The sequence below is a fragment of the Streptomyces bungoensis genome (assembly GCF_001514215.1).
Classification (GTDB): domain Bacteria; phylum Actinomycetota; class Actinomycetes; order Streptomycetales; family Streptomycetaceae; genus Streptomyces; species Streptomyces bungoensis.
On the sequence record NZ_KQ948851.1, the window covers coordinates 185166 to 207799 of the forward strand.

The following is a 22634-nucleotide window of genomic DNA, read 5'->3' on the forward strand; positions in this document are numbered from 1 at the left end:
TTTCCGCCGGGCCGCCCGGCGCACCGACCGGCCGCCCGGCGCACCGACCGGCCGCCCGGTCACCGGGCCGGGGCCCGCTCGCTCATCGCCTCCATCAGCCGGGCGGCACCCCAGCGGGGACCGCGCCCGCGCAGCGCGCGCGCCCTCACCGGCATGCGCGGGCCGACGGCCCGCCGCAGGCCGGTGAGGGCGGCCGGCACGTCCTCGGGCAGCAGCGCGTTCGGGTCCCTGACCAGGGCCGAACCGGTCCGTTCGGCGTCGGCCGCCACGGCGAACTGGTCGCTGGAGAACGGCAGGACCAGCGCGGGCACCCCGGCCCGCAGGCACTCCGTGAACGAGTTGTTGCCGCCGTGGTGCACCATCGCGTCGACGTGTTCGAGCAGCGCCTGCTGCGGCACCGACTCCACCACCACCGCCCGGTCGCCCGCCAGGTCCGCCAGCGCGTCCGTGCGCCCGCCCGCCGCGACGATCACGGCCGTGTCCGCCGTGCCGTCCAGGACACCGGACACCACGGTGCGCAGCACGTCGTCCCGGGCGGACAGGAACGTGCCGAGGGCGACCAGGACGACGCGGTCGGCGTGACCGCGCAGCCGCTCCAGCCGCTGCCGCCAGCCGGTGCCCAGCGGTTTCGGCGGGGCGGCCATGTGCCCCGCGAACAGATGGGCCGGACCCTCGGGGGGCACCGGCAGCCAGGGCAGCGGGGGATAGGCGTACAGGACCGCGTACGGCGAGGTCAGCGCGAACGCCCGGCCCGGCGCGGGCGCGGACGGGGCCCTGTCGCGGGCGAACTTGTCGAACAGCGCGGTGAAGGCGAGGTCGTTCTCCCGCGCGACGGCGTGCAGCCCGTCCAGTTCGTGCGGGTCCGGGCGCAGGGCCCGCGGCCACTCGTAGGGGACGCCGAACCAGGCGCCGGGGCCGGCCGGCACGTACGTCGGGTGCCCCGGGCAGTACGTCGCGTACGGCACGCCGAGGCAGTGCAGGGCCAGTGTGGCCGCGTAGCTGAGCTGGTCGACGACGTACCAGTCGGGCCGCAGCCGTTCGTCGAGGGCACCGAGCGCGTCGTACACGCCGTCCGGGTCGGCGAGCATGTCCGCGCGCCGGTGCCGGGCCTGAGTGACCAGCGTCTCGACGGCTCCCTTGCGGGTGGCCTCCAGGAACTCGGTCAGCCGCGCCGCCTCCGCGGCGTCCTGCCGGGTCGCCTCCGCGACGCCCGTGTTCGCGTTCCGGCTGACGAGCAGCGGCACGAAGCGGACGCGGGCCCGGACCGCCAGTTCCTCGAAGTCGGGCGCGCAGGCGAAGTACACCTCGGCCCCGCGCGCCCGCAGGGCGGCGGCCAGGGCCGACAGGGGAGTGGCGTGCGAGAGGAACGGCGGGCTGACGACGACGATGCGCGGCATGCCCCCTACTTCGCCGCCGGGCGCCCGCACGGATGCGTGCATCCGCCCGCCGCGCGACGGGCGAATCGACGGCGGCACAACCTTCCACAAGGAGGAGACCAGGTGTCCCCTGCCGCTTCCGCCCCGGCCTCGCGGCCCCCGCACGGCGCCGCCGACCGCGACCCGCTCGTCGCCGCGCGCACCGCCTTCTTCACCTGCGCACGGGCGGCCGGACCCCGCGGCGCCGCCCTGCCGCACGTCCCGGGCGGCGCGGACACCGGTGACCTCGCCCTTCTCCTGGAGGCGGAGTACGGGCTGCGGCCCCACGTCGTGACGCGGGGCCGGCCGGCCCGGCTCGGCCGCGAGGACGTGACGGTCGCCTCCCTGCGCCAGGCCTGCCGCCTCGCCGTCCCGTTCACCCCCGAGGCCCTCCTCGCCCACGCGCACGGCGGACCGCGGCTGTCCACGGTCCTGACCGAGATGTGGCCGGAGACGGTGCGCCGGTACGGAGCGGAGCACGCCGAGGACACCCTGCGGCAGGTGTTCCGGCACGGCGCGCCCGGCCCCGCCCGCGTCGCCCTCCTGCTGGAGCTCGCCGAGACGAGCGGACTGCGGCCGCTGAGTGCGCGCCGGGCCGCGCGGCTCGCCGCGGACGCCGACCGCGCCACCCGGCACGCCGTCTGGCGCTACCTGCACCGGCTGCCCTCGGGCGCCGGGCACCTGCCCCCGCCCACCGCGGCCGCCGACCCCTACGAACGCCTGCTCCTGGCCCCACCCGAGCCCCTGGCCGGCACCGCGTGGCCCGCCACCGGACTGCTCGTGGCCCAGACGATGCTGCTCGGCGCACTCGACACCCCGGGACAGGGGCTCAGCGGCGGGCTGTCCGTCCTGCTCGCCGGACTGGGCGACCGGCTGGCCACCGGCGACGGCATCGCCGCCGTGCTCACGGTCGTGCCCGCCGGCCACGAGGACCTGGCCCGCGACCCGCGCCTGCTGGCCGAACGCGGCCCCGGCCACTGGGTGCTCCGGCTGCCCGTCGACGCGCCCGCCGCCCCGCAGCAGGACGCGCTGCACACCCACCGCCCGGCCCTCGCCTGGTGGGCCGCCCGGCTGCTGGGCGGCCTGCCCCGACCGCTGGACCTGCTGCACGCGCGGTACGCCGACGACGGCAGCCTGGCCCTCGCGCAGGCCGCCGAACGGCTGGGCGCCCGCCTGGTCTTCACCGCCACACCGGACCCGCACCGGCACGTGGCCGAGCGCTACGCCGCGCACCCGGACCCCGCCGAGGCCGGGGAGCAGCTGCGCCACGACCTGCACCGCGTCTTCGTCGCCGACCGCCTCGTGGACCGCGCCGACACCGTGATCGGCATACCCGGCCGGACCGGCTCGCAGGACCTCGTCCGCCACTTCCCCGCACTCGGCGCCCGCTACGGCGACGCCGGACCCGCCGCACCGCCCGAGGGGATCGCCCCCTACACCCCCGCGGAGAACGAGCATGAACTCCGCGAGGACCTGCTGGCCGCGCTGTTCGCCGACGGTACCCGCTCCGACTCCCTCGACCCCGGCGACCGTGCGCTGCCCCTGCTCCTCTGCGTCGGCCGCCTGCATCCGGTCAAGCAGCAGCACCTGCTGCTCGGGGCCTGGCTCACCTCGGGCCTGTGGCGCCGCACCACGCTCGTCATCGTCGGGGGCGGCACGGACCGGCCCACCCCGGCCGAGCAGCGGATGAGCGCCGCCCTGCGCGCGCTGGTGGCCGGCCGGGAACCGGCCGCCCGGCGCCTGGCCCTGCTGCCCGCGATGCCCAACGACCGGGTGCGCCGCCTCGAGCGGACCCTCGCGGAGCCGGAACGGGGGATGCGCGCCTGGTACGTGTGCCCCAGTGCCAAGGAGGAGTTCGGCATCGCCGTACTGGAGGCCATGGAGGCCGGGCTGCCCGCCGCCGGGCCACGCCGGGGCGGAGTGCCGCACTACCTGCGCGACGGCGTCAACGGCATCCTGCTGGACACCGGTTCGGCCGGTGGTCTCGCGCGGGGGCTGCGCCGGCTGGTCTCCGTGCCGGAGGAGCAGCGGACACGGCTGGCCCGCGCCGGACGGCACACCGTGACGTCCCGTTACTCGCTGACCACGATGGCCGACACGCTCGCGCACGAGTACCGCGAGACGGTCCGGGCCCACCGGCCGGCCGCCGGACAGCGGCCGGGCGCGGCCGAGGTGTTCGAGGGCTGAGCGGTCCGCGGCAGTTCCCTCGGTCCGCAGGGGCGCGCCCGGGTCGCGCGGGGCCGGCGGCCCGCAACCGGTGATCCTCCAGCAGGAGGCCGGCCGTACGCCGCGGCGACCGCGGCGGCCACCCCGGCCCGGTCCGGCGGCAGACCGGAGACGGCCGTGGTGGCGACGGGCGCGTCGACGAAGCCGAAGCCGGCCCCGAACAGCGCGTACGTCACGGACGGCAGGACGGCAGGACGGCTCAGGCGGCACACGGCGAGGACCGGCACCGGCGACCCCGGCTCCCGGCCGGTCGTCGGGGGGGGCCGGGGTCACCGCATCTGCCGCTCGGCGGCGTGTTTGTCGGCGAAGTCCCAGACGGCCGGGAGGAGTTGCTCCGGTGTCTCGATCTGGGGCATGTGCCCGGTCGCGTGGAGCAGCAGGAACTCGGCGCCGGGGATGGCCTCGGCGTAGGCGCGCCCGTAGTCGAGGTCCACGACCCGGTCGCTCTCGCCCCACACGAGGCGCGTCGGCAGCGTCACCTCGGCCAGGCGCTCGCGCAGGGTGGGGTCGGCCATGAGGTGCGGGCCCGCGTAGGCCGCGATGGCGGCCCGGTTGCCGGCCATGACCGCGCGCTGCTCCTCGGACAGCGTGGCGGGGTCGATGCCGAACTTCGCGGGTTCGTGGTAGGCGAGCCGGGCCAGTTCGCCGGGCGTCAGGGTCAGCGGGTCGGCGACGGGGTGGCCGGGGACGTGGATGCCGGCGGGCCCCACGAGCACCACGCTGCTGATCCGCTCGCTGCCGAGCACCGCCGTCTCGGCGGCGATCCAGCCGCCCACGGAGTTGCCGACGACCGTGACGTCGTCCAGGCCGAGTTCGTCGAGCAGCCGTACGTAGACCTGGGCGAGGGTGGGGACGTCGGTCAGCCAGTCGGGGCGGGCCGTGCCCTGGAAACCGGGGTGGACGGGGGTGAAGACCCTCGCCGGCCGCCGCTCGGCGAGCAGTCCGGCGAACGACGCGACCGTCAGGGGCCCGCCGCCGCCGTGCAGGAGCAGGAACGGCCGGCCCTCGCCCCGTTCGTCGACGGTGAGGGTGAGATCGAGGTCGCCCTGGTCGAGGGAGAGGGTGACGTTGCGGACGGTGGTGGTCATCTGGGTTCTCCTCGGACGGGCTGGGATGAGCTGTGGGTGAGCCGTGCGGGGTTCGTGGCTCAGGCGAAGTCGGTGGCGGGAACGGTGGCGTAGCGGCTCATCACCTCGGCCGTCGCCTCGGGGGTCATCTCCCGGCCGCCGGCGATCATGTCCCGCAGGTCGCGGAAGTACTGCACGTACAGGTCGGGCGTGAAGGTGTTGACCATGACCGCCGGAACGTCGCCGAGGTTCGCGAAGGTGTGCGGGACGCCGGGCGGGATCATCGCGAGGGTGCCGGCCGGTGCCGCGTACGTCGTCCGTCCCACGGTGAAGTGCACGGTGCCGGAGACGACGTAGAAGCCCTCGTCGTGCTGGGCGTGCCGGTGCTGCGGCGGGCCCTCGGTGTGCGGGGCGAGGGTGATCTCGCCGATCCCCAGCCGGTGCCCGGTGGTGCCGCCGTCCTCGAGGATGCGCATCCGCACCCGCCCGAGCTGGATCGTCTCACCGTCGTCCGGACCGACCACGGAAGGCTCGTTCATCGACATCTCTGCGGCATCTCCTCGCCGTGCTTCGTGAGAGCTGACTCTCAGGAGAGTACGGAGGCCTGTCTCGTTATGCAAGTGCACTCTCATGAAGAGAGTGCGACGCTAGGATGGGGGAGCGCGAACAGGAAGACACCGGAGGAGGGCGTGGCGATGACGGCGCAGACCGACACCGAGACGGGCCGCAGCAACCAGAAGAAGCGCACACGCGCGGCGATCGTCGAGGCCGCCCGCCGACTCGTCGAGACGGGCGCCGAGGTGACGATGCCCGCCGTCGCCCGGGCGGCCCTGGTCTCCGAGGCCACCGCCTACCGGTACTTCCCCGACCTGCCGTCCCTGGTCGGGGAGGCCCTGGCCGGCGCCTGGCCCCCGCCCGCCGAGGCGCTGGAGCCGGTCGCGGACAATCCGGACCCCGTCGAACGGGTCGCCTACGCCTGCGAGTTCCTGCTGCGCGGCATCCTCGCCCGCCAGGGCTCCGTCCGCGCCATGATGGCGGCCACCCTCACCCGCCCCGAGGCGGCGGCCGCCCGCCCCGGCGTCCGCTTCGGACTGATCGACCAGGCGCTCCTGCCTCTGCGGGACACCCTGGCGGCGACGGATCCGGAGGCGTTCGCCCAGCTCAAGCGGGACCTCGCCGTGGTCGTGAGTGCCGAGGCCCTCTTCACCCTCACCGACCTGTGCGCCCTCGGTCCCGACGAGGCCGTCGCCAGCGCCGTGCGCACCGCGAGGACGCTGACCCGGGCCGCCCTGGGCTGAGCCTCCGAAGCGAATGTTTCGGTCCCTCTGGCGATTCATGCGAGAGGGATTGACGTCGCTTACCGCTTCCCTATCATTCAGCTGCTCGAACAGTCGACCTTTGTTCGATATCTCGAGCGTCAACTGTGGTGCCCGCTCACTTCAGGATGGGGAAGTGCCATGCGTAGACGAAGTCCCGGCCGCAGGCATGTGTCTGTGGTGCTCGCCGCGCTGGCGGCGATGCTCGTCGCCGGCCCGGCTCAGGCCGCCACCAGCGGCTCCTTACGGAACGTCGGTTCGGGCCGGTGTCTCGACGTGCCGGACGCCAGCCGGACCGACGGCACGTACCTGCAGATCTACGACTGCTGGGGCGGTACCAACCAGCAGTGGACGGCGACGGACGCCGACCAGCTGACCGTGTACGGCAACAAGTGCCTGGACGTTCCGGGCCACGCCACCAAGGCCGGTACCCGGGTGCAGATCTGGACCTGTTCCGGCGGTGCGAACCAGCAGTGGCGAGTGAACTCCGACGGCACGGTCGTCGGCGTGGAGTCCGGACTGTGCCTGGAGGCCACGGGCTCCGGTACGGCCAACGGCACGGCCGTGGAGATCTGGACGTGCAACGGCGGCAGCAACCAGAAGTGGACCGGCCTGTCCGGAACGTCGACCCCGCCGGGGGGCGGCACGTGTTCCCTTCCGTCGACGTACCGGTGGACGTCGACGGGTGCCCTGGCACAGCCCGCGAACGGGTGGGTCTCGCTGAAGGACTTCACCGATGTGGTGTACAACGGCCGGCACCTGGTCTACGCGTCGAACGTGTCGGGATCGTCGTACGGCTCGATGATGTTCAGCCCCTTCACGAACTGGTCGGACATGGCGTCGGCCGGCCAGACCGGGATGAGTCAGGCCGCGGTGGCGCCCACGCTGTTCTACTTCGCGCCCAAGAACATCTGGGTGCTGGCGTACCAGTGGGGTGCGTCGCCCTTCGTCTACCGCACGTCGAGCAACCCGACCGACCCCAACGGGTGGTCCTCACCGCAGCCGCTGTTCACCGGCAGCATCTCCGGCTCCGGCACCGGCCCGATCGACCAGACCCTGATCGGTGACGGCCAGAACATGTACCTCTTCTTCGCCGGTGACAACGGCAAGATCTACCGGGCGAGCATGCCGATCGGGAACTTCCCGGGCAACTTCGGCTCGTCGTACACGACGGTCATGAGCGACTCGACGAGCAACCTGTTCGAGGGAGTGCAGGTCTACAAGGTCCAGGGCCAGAACCAGTACCTCATGATCGTCGAGGCGATGGGTGCGAACGGCCGCTACTTCCGCTCGTTCACGGCCTCCAGCCTGAGCGGCTCCTGGACCCCGCAGGCCGCGAGCGAAGGCAACCCGTTCGCGGGCAAGGCCAACAGCGGTGCCACCTGGACCAACGACATCAGCCACGGTGACCTCGTCCGCGACAACCCCGACCAGACCATGACCATCGACCCGTGCAACCTGCAGTTCCTCTACCAGGGCAAGTCCCCCTCCGCGAGCGGCCCCTACGACCAACTGCCCTGGCGGCCGGGTGTCCTCACCCTGCAGCGCTGACCGTCCGCCGGCGTGCGGAACCCCGGCCGTGCGTCGACCGGGGTTCCCGTCGTCGGCCGCGGGCGGCCGGGGGCGGCCCCCCACCGAGGCCCCGGTCAGTGGCGGCCGAGACCCCCGGTGCGCGGACCCGGCAGGTCGGAACGGCTGGCGCGCCCCGACGGCTGGGGGCAGGCTGGAGGAGTCCGGCACCTGCCGAGCGGTGCGCGAGAGGGGAGGGGGACGGCGGTGCGGCGGCCGCGATCGGTGCGGCGGCGGCAGGGAGCCGGAGCGTGCGGCGGAGGTGATCGGTGCGTGAGGCGGCAAGACCCTCTGTTCGTCGTGAGCGCCGACGGTGTGGTGGTGGAGTGGAGCCGGGAGGCCGAAGGCCTGCTCGGCACGGCTGCCGCCCAGGCCGTGGGGCGCTCCGCCACGACCCTCTTCACCCGAAGAGCGGGGCAGGAGGGTGGCCCTCTGAAAGGGCGGGGATGCGGCGACCCGCACGGCTCCGACGGGGTAGCGGGCCCTGATCTGCGCGTACACCCGCTGATGCGCGCCGATGGGACGGTGGCCTGGGGGGTGTGGCCGGCCGGGAACCGCGGCGCCGGACCCGGCGACGAGGTCGGTTCGGCGCTGCTGGAGGCGTTGTTCACGCAAGCGCCGACCGGGCTGGTGGTCGTGGACGGGGACCTGCGTATCCAGCGCATCAACACCGCCTCCCGCGGCATGCGCGGCATCACGGCCGAAGGTCTGCTCGGTCATCCCGTGACCGACGCCCTGAACATGGCCGACCCCGCGGGCGTGGCGGCGATGACCCGCGGCGTGCTGCGTACCGGCGTACCGGTCCTCGACCGTCTCGTGCGAGGCAGGCCGTCCGCCGAGACCGGCCCCGAGCGCGTCTACTCGGTCTCCGTGTTCCGCCTCCAGGCCAGGAACGGTCGCGTGCTGGGCGCCGTGGCGTCCGTGATCGACGTCACCGAGCGCGAGCGGCGGCGGGGACGCGCGGCCGTGCGGGAAGCGGCCCGAAAGCGGATCGGCAGCTCTCTCGACGTGACCACGACCTGCCGCGAACTCGCGGACGTGGTCGTCCCGGAGTTCGCGGACACGGCGGTGGTGGACGTCCTGGACGCGGTGGTGCGCGGGAACGACCCGCCACTCGGGCCGCTCCTCGGCGACGAGCCCATGCGGCGCGCCGCCTTCAAGTCGGCAACGGGCCGGTCGCGGGCGTTCCCGGGGCGGGACAGCAGCGGGTTTCCCTTCCCCACGCCGTACACACAGAGCCTCAACGACCTCGAACCCCGCCTGGTCGCCCTGGACGAGACCACCCCGTGGCTGGCCGCGGACCCGGAACGGGGACGGGCGATGCGCGAGGGCGGAGTCCACTCCATGATCGTCGCCCCCCTCGTCCTGCGCGGAGCCGTGCTCGGCATGGCCGGCTTCTACCGCTCCACCCGGCCCGAACCCTTCACGAACGACGACTTGCTCCTCGCCGGCGAACTGGCGGCGCTCACCGCCGTATGCCTCGACAACGCCCGCCGGTTCACCCGCGAGCACACCATCGCCCTCACCCTGCAGCGCCACCTCCTGCCGCAGGGCCACGCCCCCCTGACGGCCGCCGAGGTCGCCCACTTCCACAGGCCCGCGGAGGTGAGTGGAGGCTGGTTCGACGCGATCCCGCTGTCCAGCGCCCGGCTCGCCCTCACCGTGGGCGACGTGGCCGGGCACGGCATCCACACCGCCACCACCATGGGGCAGCTGCGCACCGCGATCAACACCCTCGCCGCACTGGACCTGGATCCCGACGAACTCCTCGCACGCCTCAACGACACGGTGATCCGTCTGGCCGGCGAACGGTCCGCACTGCCGCCCGCGGACCCGCTGCGCCACGAGCCGCTGAGAGCCGCGTGCGCCTACGTGGTGTACGACCCGCTCAGCGGTGACTGCGCGATGGCGTGTGCCAACTACCCGCCTCCGGTGCTCGTCCACCCGGACGGCACCAGCGAGATCCCGGACGTCCCCCGCGGCCCGTCCCTGGGCGACGAGGAGGAGCCGTTCGCCGCCACACGGACGGTGCTCGCCTCGGGCAGCATCGTCGCGCTGTCCAACGACGGGTTCCTGGACGCCTATCGCACCACCTCCCCCGACACGGCCCGGAACCGCCTTCGCCGGGTGCTGTCCCGCCCGGACCGTCCTCTGACCGAGCTGCTCGACGACGCCGTCTACGCCATCCAGGCCGCCCAGCGCCCCGAGGCCGACGCCCTCCTCCTGCTGGCCCGCACCCGGATCCTCGACGAGGACCAGGTCGCCACCTGGACCATCCCCCCACACCCCGAGGAGGTGGCCTCGGCCCGTGACCGAGCGGTGCGACAACTCGCCGACTGGGACCTGACCGGCAACTCCCTCGCCACCGAGATCATCGTCAGCGAGCTGGTCACCAACGCCCTGCGCCACGGCACACCACCGGTGCGACTGCGCCTCATCAAGGACCGGGTCCTCACCTGCGAGGTCTCGGACGCCAGTCCCGCCGCGCCGCACCTGCGCCACGCCCGCACCCTCGACGAAGGCGGCCGCGGACTGTTCATCGTCGCCCAGCTCGCCCAGCACTGGGGCACCCGGTACACACGGTCCGGAAAGATCATCTGGACTGAGCAGGCCCTCTCCCAGCACCCGGTCCCCTCCGAGCTTCGATCGCGGTGAGGTCCGCCGGGAATCCGCCGTTCGGCGATCGCCGCGCCTGGCGTGCGCCGAAAGCCCGCCCGTCACCCCGGGCACCCGGCATGGCGCCGCGACGCGCCCCTCGGCGCCGCCCCGGCCGGCCGGTGCTTCGGCCAGGGGAGCGAACCCGCACCGGAGACGGCCGTCCACGGACGCCGCCCGAGGAACCATTCCCCGCACGAGGGCCCATCCGCCTGCAGGGGACGCGACACGTCCACGACCGGAGACCAGCGGGGCCCGCCACGGACAACCACGAGGGGTCGGCGTGACGTTCGGACTGGCCACCGGAAAGCTCCATCCGAAGATCCCGCGGTGCCACGGCGAGGGCGGCAAGTCACGTCTGACCACCGTCGAGGGGCTCGCCGCGCTGTCGTTGGACGCGCTGAGTTCGGTCGCGTACGGTCCCGAGGCCATCATGGTCACCCTGGCGGTCGCCGGGGCGGGAGCGATCACCGCGGCGCTGCCGATCACCCTGGTCATCGTCGGGCTGCCGGGCGTCCTGGTCGTCTCGTACTGCCAGGTGATCGCCGTGCATCCGGACGGCGGCGGATCGTACGCCGTGGCGAAGAAGGATCTGGGAACCCGGATCAGTCTGCTCGCCGCGGCCGGCCTCGTGGTCGACCACGTCCTGACCGTCGCGGTCAGCCTCGCCGCCGGCGCCGCCAGCCTCGCGTCGGCTTTCCCGGTCCTCGCACACCATTCCCTGGCCGTGTGTCTGGTCGGGCCGGCTCTGCTCACCGCCGTGAACCTGCGGGGCGTCGCGGACAGCGCGCGCGTGCTGATGCTGCCCATGGCGCTCTTCGTCGTGAGCGTGCTCGGCGTCGTCGTGGGCCTGTCGCGTCCGGCACCCGCCGCGACCGTCGGCGCGCCCCAGTCCCTCCACGCCACCGAGGCACTGGGACTGCTCCTGCTGCTCAAGGCGTTCTCGGCGGGATGCTCCGCGCTGACCGGGATCGAGGCCGTCGCCAACGCCGTCCCGATGTTCCGCAAGCCGCGCGTCGGGCGGGCGCAGCGCACCGAACTCCTCCTGGGCGTGGCTCCTGGCGGCGCTGCTGGTCGGGCTGACGCTGGTCATCCACCGGCACCACGTGGTCCCCCGCCAAGGCGTGACGGTCCTGGCCCAGCTGACCGCCGGCGCCTACGGCACCGGGACAACGGTGATCGCGCTCATACCTCGCCCTCCTTCACGCCCGGATCGATGCCCCACCGCGCCTCGTGCGTCTGCCCGGGCTCCAGGGTGATCAGGCCCTCACCGGAATTGAACGCGTCCGGCGCGCACGTCATCGGCTCCACGCCCAGACCGGTGCGCCGCCGATCCGCTTCGGGGAGTGTGTCGCCGGTGAAGATCTCTACGTACGGGTAGGCGTCATCGACCCAGAGGGTCACGGCCGCCCCCCCCGTCCTGAGTGAGCCGGACCCGCGCCCTGCCGTCGGCGTCGCGGGTGCCTCCGCGGTGCCCTCCAGGTACCGCCACGGCACCCACCGGGTCAGACCGTGGATCGCACCCAGCTTCTCCGGCTCACTGAGGTCGAGCTGGAAGGCCGTGCCCGCCCAGGTGTACCTCCCCCCGCGGATCCGGTTGGGCCAGGGGATCATGGAGTGGCCGCGAGCGCCCGTGCACCTCTCCTGCGGCCCGTACCCGTCCAGGATCCGGCGTCCACCCACGGTGTACGACCGCAGGCCCGCGCCGACCTCCGTGATCTCCACCAGTTGCTCGCCATGACGAATCTGGTGCTGGTTGCCCGACGGAGCCGCCATGCTCGCTCTCCGTGTCCTCAGGGTGTCTTCCATTCTCCGCCGCATCCGCGCGGCCCGCTCTCCGCGCGGCCCACCGCGGCCGACAGCCGTTCGGTGCCCCTCCGGCGCATCTCCCTGGGAGCGCCGAAAACCGGGCGTTGTGGTTTCCTGCAATGAGGGGCCCTTCGTCCCTTTGTGCCACAGGTGTCGAGAGCGTGCGCGCGCACAGCGAATCGAGGGGAAATGGCCACGTACAAGGTCGGATACATCATCGGCAGCCTGGCCGGCCGGTCGATCAACCGCACCCTTTCCAAAGCGCTGATCAGACTGGCACCCCCTGAACTGGAGTTCACCGAGATCCCCATCAAGGACCTCCCGCTCTACAGCTACGACTACGACAGCGACTATCCCGCCGAAGGAAAGGCGCTCAAGGCGGCCATCGCCGCCGCCGACGCCATCCTGTTCGTGACGCCGGAGTACAACCGCTCGATCCCCGGCGCACTCAAGAACGCCATCGACTGGGCCAGCCGTCCCTGGGGGGACAATTCGTTCACGCACAAACCGTCTGCCGTGATCGGCGCCTCACCGGGTGCGATCGGAACGGCGGTGGCCCAGCAGAGCCTGCGCAGCGTCCTCAGCTACTGCAACTCTCCGCAGATGAACGCACCGGAGGCGTACGTCAGATTCGTCCCTGAGGTGTTCGGAGACGAGGGCGAGGTGACCGACTCCGGTACGGAGGATTTCCTCCGTAACTTCATGCGGGAGTACCGGGACCACATCGTCCGAGTGCTCACCGTGCTACCACCCAGAACCTGACTCTTCGTCACCCTGTGTCGCGGGAGAACGGACATGACGGCACCCCTCGCTGTTCTCTTCGACATCGACGAGACCCTGATACACACCGGAGGCGCGGGAGCACGCAGTTGGGCCCGGGCGTTCGACCAGCTGCACGGAATACCCGCGGACATCGGAGAGCACACCTCGGCGGGGGAGACCGACCCGCAGGTGGGACGGGAGACATTCCGCGCGGTACTGGGCCGCGACCCGAGTCACGACGAGATGATGCGGCTCTACAGCGCCTACCTGTGGCACCTGGCCGAGGAAATCTGGTCGTCCGACACCTACCGCGTTCTCGACGGCGCCGAGGAGACCTTGCGCCGGCTCGGACGGGCAGGTGCCATTCTGGGCGTGGTGTCCGGCGCCATGGAAGGCGCGGCGAGGATGAAGATGGAGCCGGGCAAACTGGGCCGCTACTTCGTGTTCGGCGCCTACGGATCGGACTCCGCCGACCGGGAAGAGGTGACACGCCTGGCCGTCGCGAAGGCGGCCCGACTGCACGGACGCGCCCTCGCCAGGGCCGAGGTGTACGTCGTCGGCGACACCCCGCGCGACATCGAAGCCGCGCACGCGGCGGACGCCTCGGCCGTCGGGATCGCCAGCGGCCACTACACCGCACGGCAACTGCGCGCCGCGAGAGCCGACTACGTGCTGGAGTCGATGACAGAGCCGTTCCCCGGCCTGTGACCCCGGCACGCCCGTCGCGGCCCAGGGCGCCCCGACGGCCGGCAGCGCCCGCTCGCGCGCGCCGGGCACGGGCGCCGGCGCCCTGACGGCGGCCGCCCCCGCCCGGCTCGCCCACCGACGCGCGGCGAGCCGTACACAGGCCGTGCGCCGCTGCGAGGAGACCAGTAGGGTGCTCCTGCCACTCGCCCTGGACTGCGGCTCCTGGACCCGAACTTCCCGGTCCGGGCTGTCCAGTTCGGCGGGGGGACTCAACCCTGCCGGCCGGTGCCGGGCTTGGCGGCCCCGTGAGTCACAGGAACTCGCTTCGGTAGGCCGAGGCCAACTCGGCCGCGCGGCGGCGGCGCTCCGTGAGCTCGTCCTGCGACAGTTGGGGCGGCGGCGCGTCCTTGCCCGCGACGATATCGCCGATACGGGTGAAGTACTCGTCCTGGCCGGCGGGGGTGCACATGCACAGCATGCGGGCCGGCGCACCCGACGCGTTGCGGAAGCTGTGCGGCGCGTTGGCCGGGATGTTGATCGTGGACCCGGCCCGTACGGTGTGCTTGTCGCCGCGGAAGGTGAACTCGATCTCGCCCTCGAGGATCGTGAACATCTCCTCGAAATCGTGCCGGTGCGGCGGCGGGCCGCCACCGTCGGGGACGCGCATCTCGATCAGGCAGTACCGGCCGTTGGTCTGCTCGCCGGTGACCAGCATGGCGTACGTGTTGCCCACCAGGGAGATGTACGTCGTGCCGGGGTCGTCGGGATGCGCCACGGTCAGCGGGCGGGACGGGTCGTCGTCGGGGATCATCGGGGTCGTCTCCTTCGCATGCGGTGCGGGGCGTGGTGGAACGCCGGGTCGAGCCGGAATTCGGCGGCCACGACCATCCGGGCCGGTGCCTGGGCCATCTCCGGATCCAGGGACAGGGTCGTGGCCGCTCCCCTTCGAAGCCGTGTCAGGCGGCAGGCGCGACGATGACGACCTTGCCGTGCAGCTCGCCCGTTGCGGCCTGGGCGTGGACCGCCGGCAGCTGCGCCAGCGGCACTCGCTGCGCCACGTCGACGCGCAGGCCGCCGGAGTCGACCAACGCCACCAGCCGCGACAGCTGTTCGGCGTCGCTGTTGACGAACAGGTCGATACCGCGCACGCCGCGTTGTTCGTCGCTGGGCGCAGGCATCCACACCGTGGTGTTCACCAGCACTCCACCGGAACGGATCAGGGCGGGCAGCGCGGCCAGTCGCGCCGGGTCGATCGGCGCGAGGTTGAGCACCACGTCGACCGGCTCGGTCACTGCCGCGCTCACCTCGGTGGCGGTGTGGTCGACGACCTCGTCGGCACCCGCCGCCGCGACGTGCTCGCCGCTGCGCGGCCCGGCCGTGGCGATCACGTAGGCGCCGGCGTTCTTGGCCAGCTGCACGGCGTAGCCGCCGACCGCGCCGCCCGCACCGTTGATGAGTACGCGCTGCCCCGCCGCCAGCTTCGCGTGATCGAAGAGGGCCTGCCAGGCAGTCAGGCCGACCAACGGCAGCGCGGCGGCATCGGGCAGCGAAATGCTCCGAGGCGCCGGCGTCAGAATCCCGGCCGGAGCCACCACGTACTCCGCGGCCGCGCCGTCGCCCGTCATCGGCAGGAAGCCGACGACCGTGTCGCCGACTTCGAGGCCGGCCACGTCCTCACCCAGCGCGTCGACCGTGCCTGAGACGTCGATGCCGGGAGTGTGCGGCAACACCACCGGGATGGGGCCCTGCATGAAGCCCCCGCGGATGTTGCCGTCGACACCGTTGAACGATGTCGCGGCGACCCGGACCAGAACCTGCCCGGCGCCGGGGACGGGCTGCTCGACGTCCTCGTAACGCAGGACGCTCGGGTCGCCGTACTCGTGGAAACGCACTGCCTTCATGGGAAATCCTCGTCTTTCGATACATGCGAGGTGCTTCGCCTTCAAAGCACTCTTGGGTCCTGCCCTGCTTCATGTGCGAAGCGACAACTCATTGAGCGCGGCCACCTCCGCACGCCGCAGCCCACCGGTACGAAGCCGTGAACCGCGAGGAAGCCCGACGTCCTCCGGCCGCAGCACCTTCCGGCGTGCCCGCGGAGAATCGGCCGGCAACGCCCGGTCCATCCCGACCTTCCGTGTTCGACTGAGCAAGCGTGGCGTGCATCAGAACTCGGATGAAGGCCGTACTTATCCACGGACAAGTTGTCCGTGGCTGCCCACGCGGCGCAGATAGAGATGAGCGGCTTGTCGTCGCACAGCGGCGGAGTGTTCGTTCCGCGTCGGTCGCCGTCCGCGTCCAGTCGCGGAATGCCTTGATCGGCGCGCGGACGGCGGGCAGCGAGACGGCGAATGCCATCACTGCCGGAACCGCGGCCATGGGCGTGACGCCTCTACGGCGGTCGCCCGCCCAGTCGAACGAGAGGTCGTCATGCGGGTCTGGGCCGTGCCGATCGGCCGACAGCCGGCCGGCTCGGGAGCGAGGCCACGGACACGTTCTCGTCGATGACTCGATCAGCTGACGTACCGTCTTGAGCAGGCCTTCTGCGGGCTGTGGGGTGCCGCGGGCGGTGAGGAAGCGGTCGAGGCCGGCGGCGATGCAGCCCTTGTCCGCGGCAGATACGGGCGCCCACGCCCACCGCAGGGTCTTCGAACGGTCATCGACCTGCACGTGGAGTGCGGTCGAGAGGGTTTCCGAATCGGGCGTCACAACCCGATGTCGGGCACCCTCCCTACGCCTGAGGAGCCCGCATTCGGAACTACTCGTCCAGCGCCCACGGCGGGGAGGAGTTGAAGCTTCTCGTAGCTGGGTGAGCCGGGTGTGGCGGAGAAGACCAGCAGTTCCTGGGCCTGGTCGGGGTCGACCAGGCGCTGGCAGTACAGCTCCAGCTCGCCCAACTCGGGATGCCGGTAGCGTTTGAGGTCGTTGTGGTGGGTGACATCCACCTCGTGCAATCGCCAGACCTCGGTGAATTCCTGGCTGGCCTCCAGCAGGGCGGCGACGATGTCACCGGCCCTGCCCGTCGGGTCCGCCGTGTACGCCGCCCGAAGGTCCGCGGTGAAGACCCTGCCGCGTAGGCCGTGGTCCTCGACGGGGTAGAGGTCGCGTTGGGCCGGGTCGGTGAACCAGCGGTAGACCAGGTAGCGGGACAGTCCGCTGAAGCGGGTGTAGTCGCCCAGCAGGGCGACCGCCGGCCCGGTCTGCAGCAGCGTCTCGTGGAACCGGGACATCACCAACGCGGGTGTGTCCGCGAGCCGTTCGATGATGCGCATCATGGTGGGACTGACGTGATCGTCACGCAGAACCCGCCGCGGCGCCGAGTGCCCCGCGAGATCGAAGAGGTAGTCCCGCTCGCTCAAGGTGAGGTGCAGCCCCCGGGCGAGCCCGGCGAGCACCTGCTCGGACGGCACCGGACCACGCTGCTGCTCGATCCGGCTGTAGTAGTCCACCGACATACCAGCCAGCGCGGCCACCTCCTCACGCCGCAGCCCACCGGTACGACGCCGCGAACCGCGAGGAAGCCCGACATCCTCCGGCTGCAGCACCTCCCGGCGTGCCCGCAGGAAATCGGCCAGCAACGCCCGGTCCATCCTTCTCTCAGCCTCCGTGGACGAGACATCTGCCGATGGACTGTCCGGTCGGCGAGATCCACCGTATCGGAAGAGGTCTCACCCGGAGCGTGATCGTTCCAAGACCAACGGGTCCTGCTCGCCGACTCGTTGGGATGAGGGCCCGCTTGACCGCGCCCCCCGCCCGGCGCACCCGGTCACCACGACGTGAGGGCTTCCGGTCCCGCGAGGGCGTAGAGCGTCGTGCCGACCACCGCGAGGCACAGTGCCGTCCAGGTCGCCGCAGGCGTGCCGGTCGGCAGCAGCATCCAGGTCGCCACCCTCACGGGCACACTGGTCGCCGAGGGCGGAGCGAGGAACGCGAACGCGAGCCAGGTGAAGGGGAACGCCCAGGCGTACCGCCCGCCAGTTCTCCCGCCCGGTCTCCGGCGCCCGCACCCTGGCCACCCCCGCCGCCGTGGCCCACACCCCCGACGCCCGCACCCGCTCCTGCTCCGCGGCCAGAAGCCCCGGAAAAGTCCCAGGGATACCCGGAGGCCCCCTCCTGCCCCGCGTTTGTGCGGTTCAGGAGGGGATTCGCGCTACTTTTCCTTGGAGCTTCAGATGTCCCGGAAGATCTCGATCTGCGCCCCGATCGAGTTCAGCCGCTCCGCGAGGTCCTCGTAACCCCGGTTGATGACGTACACGTTGCGCAGCACGCTCGTGCCCTCCGCCGCCATCATCGCCAGCAGGACGACGACGGCCGGGCGCAGGGCCGGCGGGCACATCATCTCGGCGGCGCGCCAGCGGGTCGGGCCCTCGACCAGGACCCGGTGGGGGTCCAGGAGCTGGAGGCGGCCGCCGAGGCGGTTGAGGTCGGTCAGGTAGATGGCGCGGTTGTCGTAGACCCAGTCGTGGATGAGGGTCTGGCCCGAGGCGACGGCCGCGATGGCCGCGAAGAACGGGACGTTGTCGATGTTCAGGCCCGGGAAGGGCATGGGGTGGATCTTGTCGATCGGCGCTTCGAGCTTGGAGGGGCGGACGGTGAGGTCGACCAGGCGGGTGCGGCCGTTGTCCGCGAAGTACTCCGGCGACCGGTCGTGGTCGAGGCCCATCTCCTCCAGGACCGCCAGCTCGATCTCCAGGAACTCGATCGGCACCCGGCGCACCGTCAGTTCCGACTCCGTCACCACGGCGGCGGCCAGCAGGCTCATCGCCTCGACCGGATCCTCGGAGGGGGAGTAGTCGACGTCGGCGTCGATGTTCGGCACGCCGTGCACGGTGAGCGTGGTGGTGCCGATGCCCTCCACCTTCACGCCCAGCGCCTCCAGGAAGAAGCACAGGTCCTGGACCATGTAGTTGGAGGAGGCGTTGCGGATGACGGTGACGCCGTCGTGCCGGGCGGCGGCCAGCAGCGCGTTCTCGGTCACCGTGTCGCCGCGCTCGGTCAGCACGATCGGGCGGCCGGGCCGGACGGTGCGGTCCACCTGCGCGTGGTACTGGCCCTCGGTGGCCGCTACGTCCAGGCCGAACCGGCGCAGCGCGATCATGTGCGGCTCGATGGTCCGGGTGCCGAGGTCGCAGCCGCCGGCGTACGGCAGCTTGAAGTGGTCCATGCGGTGCAGCAGCGGACCGAGGAACATGATGATGGAGCGGGTGCGGACGGCCGCCTCCGCGTCGATGGCCGCCATCTCCAGCTCGGCCGGCGGCACCAGCTCCAGGTCGACGCCGTCGTTGATCCAGCGGGAGCGCACGCCGATGGAGCCGAGCACCTCCAGAAGGCGGTACACCTCCTCGATCCGCGCCACCCGGCGCAGCACCGTGCGCCCCTTGTTCAGGAGAGAGGCGCACAGCAGGGCCACGCACGCGTTCTTGCTGGTCTTCACGTCGATGGCGCCGGACAGCCGGCGGCCGCCCACCACCCGCAGATGCATCGGACCCGCGTAGCCCAGCGACACGATCTCGCTGTCCAGCGCTTCACCGATTCGGGCGATCATCTCAAGGCTGATGTTCTGGTTGCCGCGCTCGATACGGTTGACCGCGCTCTGGCTGGTACCGAGCGCCTCCGCGAGCTGCGCCTGTGTCCAGCCACGGTGTTGCCGGGCGTCACGGATGAGCTTGCCGATGCGTACGAGGTAGTCGTCTGACATGAGGCTGAGGTTATCTCACATATGAGATGGCGCCTCCTGGGGGGGGCCGTTCGGGTGACGCCCCGTCAACGGCTCCTGCTCGTACGGGTGCGACGCCACCCGAAAGGTCCGGGCAAATCCATCGATGTCGTACGACGTCCGGTGCTGCTGCTGGTGTACCGCGGGCCGTTCTTGCCGCCGGTCGTGATGGACCAGGAGTGCCGGTTGATGTTGAGCCGCACTCCGGGCAGGATCCGGAAGCTCTTGCGGAAAGTGAGCGCCATCGACGCCTCCTTCTGGGGGTTCACGGGCTGTGTGCTGCTCAACTCGCTTACCCCGTCCGCGCGTACAGATGACTCCCCGTGCCGGACCAGCGCGCGGCGGGCTCCCGCCTGTGGCGCACGCCACCGGAAAACGGCGCCGCCGGGCCCGGCCGGACATGACCAGTCGGCCCCCATGTACTAGAGTTATCTCGACATCGAGATATCTGCCGAGGCGCACCGCAGCCGCCACCCTGATAAGGGTCACCTGACTTAGCCCTGCCTCACTGGCCCGGCCGAGTCGGCGTGGCGGCACGATTGACGGTGGTACGCGCACATCAATGAAGGAGACTGTCGTGTCGGCGAACAGCTTCGACGCCCGCAGCACGCTGCAGGTGGGCGACGAGTCGTACGAGATCTTCCGGCTGGACAAGGTGGAGGGCTCGGCCCGCCTGCCGTACAGCCTCAAGGTCCTGCTGGAGAACCTGCTCCGCACGGAGGACGGCGCGAACATCACCGCCGACCACATCCGCGCCCTCGGCGGCTGGGACTCCCAGGCCCAGCCCAGCCAGGAGATCCAGTTCACGCCGGCCCGCGTGATCATGCAGGACTTCACCGGCGTGCCCTGCGTCGTGGACCTCGCGACGATGCGCGAGGCCGTGAAGGAGCTCGGCGGCGACCCCGCCAAGATCAACCCGCTGGCCCCGGCCGAGCTGGTCATCGACCACTCCGTCATCGCCGACAAGTTCGGCACCCACGAGGCCTTCAAGCAGAACGTCGAGCTGGAGTACGGCCGCAACAAGGAGCGCTACCAGTTCCTGCGCTGGGGCCAGACCGCCTTCGACGAGTTCAAGGTCGTACCGCCCGGCACCGGCATCGTCCACCAGGTGAACATCGAGCACCTGGCCCGCGTCGTCATGGTCCGCGACGGCAAGGCCTACCCGGACACCCTGGTCGGCACCGACTCGCACACCACGATGGTCAACGGCCTCGGCGTCCTCGGCTGGGGCGTCGGCGGCATCGAGGCCGAGGCCGCCATGCTCGGCCAGCCGGTCTCCATGCTCATCCCGCGTGTCGTCGGCTTCAAGCTGACCGGGGAGCTGCCCGCCGGCACCACCGCCACCGACCTCGTGCTCACCATCACCGAGATGCTCCGCAAGCACGGCGTGGTCGGCAAGTTCGTCGAGTTCTACGGCGAGGGCGTCGCCGCCACCTCCCTGGCCAACCGCGCCACCATCGGCAACATGTCGCCGGAGTTCGGCTCCACCGCCGCGATCTTCCCGATCGACGACGAGACCCTCAAGTACCTGCGCCTGACCGGCCGCAGCGACCAGCAGGTCGCCCTCGTCGAGGCCTACGCCAAGGAGCAGGGCCTCTGGCTGGACCCGAAGGCCGAGCCGGACTTCTCCGAGAAGCTCGAGCTGGACCTGTCCACGGTCGTCCCGTCGATCGCCGGCCCGAAGCGCCCGCAGGACCGCATCGTCCTGGCCGAGGCCGCCCAGCAGTTCGCCAAGGACGTCCTCAACTACGTCGAGGCCCCCGTCGCCCAGTCGCCGGACGCCGCGTCCTCCGTGGTCGACGAGGCGAGCGCCGAGTCCTTCCCGGCCTCCGACGCCCCGGCCTACGGCCACCAGGAGAACGGTGCCGGCGCTCCGCAGCACGGTCAGGGCACCGGCGCCGTCCCGTCCAACCCGGTGACGGTGACCGCCCCCGACGGCACGTCGTACGAGCTGGACCACGGTGCGGTGACGGTCGCGGCCATCACCTCCTGCACCAACACCTCCAACCCGTACGTCATGATCGGCGCCGCCCTCGTCGCCAAGAAGGCGGTCGAGAAGGGCCTGACCCGCAAGCCGTGGGTCAAGTCCACCCTCGCCCCGGGCTCGAAGGTCGTCACCGACTACTTCGACAAGGCCGGCCTCACCCCGTACCTGGACAAGCTGGGCTTCAACCTCGTCGGCTACGGCTGCACCACCTGCATCGGCAACTCCGGCCCGCTGCCGGAGGAGGTCTCCCAGGCGGTCAACGACAACGACCTCGCCGTGGTCTCGGTCCTCTCCGGCAACCGCAACTTCGAGGGCCGCATCAACCCCGACGTCAAGATGAACTACCTGGCGTCCCCGCCGCTGGTCGTCGCGTACGCCATCGCGGGCTCCATGAAGGTGGACATCACCCGTGAGCCCCTCGGCACCGACCAGGACGGCAACGACGTCTTCCTGAAGGACGTCTGGCCCTCCGAGGCCGAGGTCAACGAGGTCGTCGCCGCCGCCATCGGCGAGGACATGTTCGCCAAGTCCTACAGCGACGTCTTCGCCGGTGACGCCCAGTGGCAGTCGCTCCCGGTCCCGACCGGCAACACCTTCGAGTGGGACGCGGAGTCCACCTACGTCCGCAAGCCCCCGTACTTCGAGGGCATGGGCACCGACCCGGAGCCGGTCCAGGACATCTCCGGCGCCCGCGTCCTGGCCAAGCTCGGCGACTCGGTCACCACCGACCACATCTCCCCGGCCGGTGCCATCAAGGCCGACACCCCGGCCGGCCGGTACCTCACCGAGCACGGTGTGGAGCGCCGCGACTTCAACAGCTACGGCTCGCGCCGCGGCAACCACGAGGTCATGATCCGCGGCACGTTCGCCAACATCCGCCTGCGCAACCAGATCGCGCCGGGCACCGAGGGCGGCTACACCCGCGACTTCACGCAGGAGGGCGGCCCGGTCGCCTTCATCTACGACGCCTCGCAGAACTACCAGGCCGCCGGCACCCCGCTGGTCGTCCTGGCCGGCAAGGAGTACGGCTCCGGCTCGTCCCGCGACTGGGCGGCCAAGGGCACCGCGCTCCTCGGCGTCAAGGCCGTCATCGCCGAGTCGTACGAGCGCATCCACCGCTCGAACCTCATCGGCATGGGCGTGCTCCCGCTGCAGTTCCCGGAGGGCCAGTCCGCCGAGTCCCTCGGCCTGACCGGCGAGGAGACCTTCTCCTTCACCGGCGTCACCGAGCTGAACGACGGCACCACGCCGCGCACGGTCAAGGTCACCACCGACACCGGTGTCGAGTTCGACGCGGTGGTCCGCATCGACACCCCCGGTGAGGCCGACTACTACCGCAACGGCGGCATCATGCAGTACGTGCTGCGCAGCCTGATCCGCAAGTAGGCCGCACGGCCACGTCGAGGGCCGCATCCCCGGAACCGGGGG

The 22634-nt window shown here is 71.7% G+C and carries 17 protein-coding genes and 1 pseudogene; 8 read left to right on the forward strand and 10 right to left on the reverse strand.

Annotation, left to right across the window (positions count from 1 at the left end; translation table 11 throughout):
• Positions 1 to 59: 59 nt before the first annotated feature.
• Positions 60 to 1397, reverse strand: a complete 1338-nt coding sequence (locus AQJ66_RS00715; protein WP_061914775.1) for a glycosyltransferase — start codon at positions 1395 to 1397, stop codon at positions 60 to 62.
• A 102-nt stretch (positions 1398 to 1499) separates the two neighbouring features.
• On the opposite strand from AQJ66_RS00715, the gene AQJ66_RS00720 reads away from it, so the two are divergent.
• Positions 1500 to 3602, forward strand: coding sequence for a glycosyltransferase family 4 protein (locus tag AQJ66_RS00720; protein ID WP_061914778.1), 2103 nt, complete (start codon positions 1500 to 1502; stop codon positions 3600 to 3602).
• Between the two features lie 308 nt (positions 3603 to 3910).
• Here AQJ66_RS00720 and AQJ66_RS00725 read toward each other — a convergent pair whose 3' ends face one another.
• Together AQJ66_RS00725 and AQJ66_RS00730 are read right to left on the reverse strand one after the other, a co-directional pair.
• Positions 3911 to 4729: an alpha/beta fold hydrolase gene (locus AQJ66_RS00725; RefSeq protein ID WP_061914781.1), complete on the reverse strand. Its 819-nt coding sequence runs from the start codon at positions 4727 to 4729 to the stop codon at positions 3911 to 3913.
• Between the two features lie 59 nt (positions 4730 to 4788).
• Complete coding sequence (locus AQJ66_RS00730) at positions 4789 to 5247, reverse strand: cupin domain-containing protein (protein WP_061916579.1); 459 nt, start codon at positions 5245 to 5247, stop codon at positions 4789 to 4791.
• 156 nt (positions 5248 to 5403) lie between these two features.
• Here AQJ66_RS00730 and AQJ66_RS00735 point away from each other — a divergent pair, with 156 nt between their 5' ends.
• From AQJ66_RS00735 to AQJ66_RS36765, 4 genes are all read left to right on the forward strand, one after another.
• Entirely contained in the window at positions 5404 to 6006 is a 603-nt protein-coding gene (locus tag AQJ66_RS00735) for a TetR/AcrR family transcriptional regulator (protein ID WP_061914783.1), read from the forward strand.
• A 159-nt stretch (positions 6007 to 6165) separates the two neighbouring features.
• Entirely contained in the window at positions 6166 to 7575 is a 1410-nt protein-coding gene (locus tag AQJ66_RS00740; RefSeq protein WP_061914786.1) for a non-reducing end alpha-L-arabinofuranosidase family hydrolase, read from the forward strand.
• Positions 7576 to 7893: 318 nt separating this feature from the next.
• Complete coding sequence (locus AQJ66_RS00745) at positions 7894 to 10248, forward strand: SpoIIE family protein phosphatase (protein WP_244162704.1); 2355 nt, start codon at positions 7894 to 7896, stop codon at positions 10246 to 10248.
• 283 nt (positions 10249 to 10531) lie between these two features.
• Complete coding sequence (locus AQJ66_RS36765) at positions 10532 to 11629, forward strand: amino acid permease (protein ID WP_425264252.1); 1098 nt, start codon at positions 10532 to 10534, stop codon at positions 11627 to 11629.
• 107 nt (positions 11630 to 11736) lie between these two features.
• Here AQJ66_RS36765 and AQJ66_RS40910 read toward each other — a convergent pair.
• A pseudogene (locus tag AQJ66_RS40910) lies at positions 11737 to 12069 on the reverse strand (aldose epimerase family protein); the annotation flags it as partial.
• A 177-nt stretch (positions 12070 to 12246) separates the two neighbouring features.
• Here AQJ66_RS40910 and AQJ66_RS00760 point away from each other — a divergent pair.
• Together AQJ66_RS00760 and AQJ66_RS00765 are read left to right on the forward strand one after the other, a co-directional pair.
• A complete protein-coding gene (locus AQJ66_RS00760) occupies positions 12247 to 12819 on the forward strand; it encodes an NADPH-dependent FMN reductase (RefSeq protein ID WP_061914798.1) in 573 nt (190 codons plus the stop codon).
• 33 nt (positions 12820 to 12852) lie between these two features.
• Positions 12853 to 13527: an HAD family hydrolase gene (locus AQJ66_RS00765; protein WP_061914801.1), complete on the forward strand. Its 675-nt coding sequence runs from the start codon at positions 12853 to 12855 to the stop codon at positions 13525 to 13527.
• Positions 13528 to 13816: 289 nt separating this feature from the next.
• On the opposite strand, the gene AQJ66_RS00770 is transcribed toward AQJ66_RS00765, so the two are convergent.
• The 6 genes from AQJ66_RS00770 to AQJ66_RS36770 form a co-directional block, all read right to left on the reverse strand.
• On the reverse strand, positions 13817 to 14317 hold the full coding sequence (locus AQJ66_RS00770; protein ID WP_061914804.1) for a cupin domain-containing protein: 501 nt from the start codon (positions 14315 to 14317) through the stop codon (positions 13817 to 13819).
• Positions 14318 to 14462: 145 nt separating this feature from the next.
• A complete protein-coding gene (locus AQJ66_RS00775) occupies positions 14463 to 15407 on the reverse strand; it encodes an NADP-dependent oxidoreductase (RefSeq protein WP_061914807.1) in 945 nt (314 codons plus the stop codon).
• A gap of 801 nt (positions 15408 to 16208) precedes the next feature.
• Positions 16209 to 17093 (reverse strand): helix-turn-helix transcriptional regulator, encoded by an 885-nt coding sequence (locus AQJ66_RS00780; protein ID WP_061914809.1) that lies wholly within the window; start codon positions 17091 to 17093, stop codon positions 16209 to 16211.
• A 176-nt stretch (positions 17094 to 17269) separates the two neighbouring features.
• Positions 17270 to 17398, reverse strand: coding sequence for a hypothetical protein (locus tag AQJ66_RS40555; RefSeq protein WP_279617302.1), 129 nt, complete (start codon positions 17396 to 17398; stop codon positions 17270 to 17272).
• 273 nt (positions 17399 to 17671) lie between these two features.
• On the reverse strand, positions 17672 to 19201 hold the full coding sequence (locus AQJ66_RS00785) for a helix-turn-helix domain-containing protein (RefSeq protein WP_061914811.1): 1530 nt from the start codon (positions 19199 to 19201) through the stop codon (positions 17672 to 17674).
• A 65-nt stretch (positions 19202 to 19266) separates the two neighbouring features.
• The gene (locus AQJ66_RS36770) at positions 19267 to 19464 is read right to left on the reverse strand and encodes a DUF4236 domain-containing protein (RefSeq protein ID WP_079059999.1); all 198 of its coding nucleotides are present in this window, start codon (positions 19462 to 19464) and stop codon (positions 19267 to 19269) included.
• A 332-nt stretch (positions 19465 to 19796) separates the two neighbouring features.
• Here AQJ66_RS36770 and AQJ66_RS00795 point away from each other — a divergent pair, with 332 nt between their 5' ends.
• Entirely contained in the window at positions 19797 to 22592 is a 2796-nt protein-coding gene (locus tag AQJ66_RS00795) for an aconitate hydratase (RefSeq protein ID WP_061914817.1), read from the forward strand.
• The last annotated feature ends 42 nt before the right edge of the window (positions 22593 to 22634 follow it).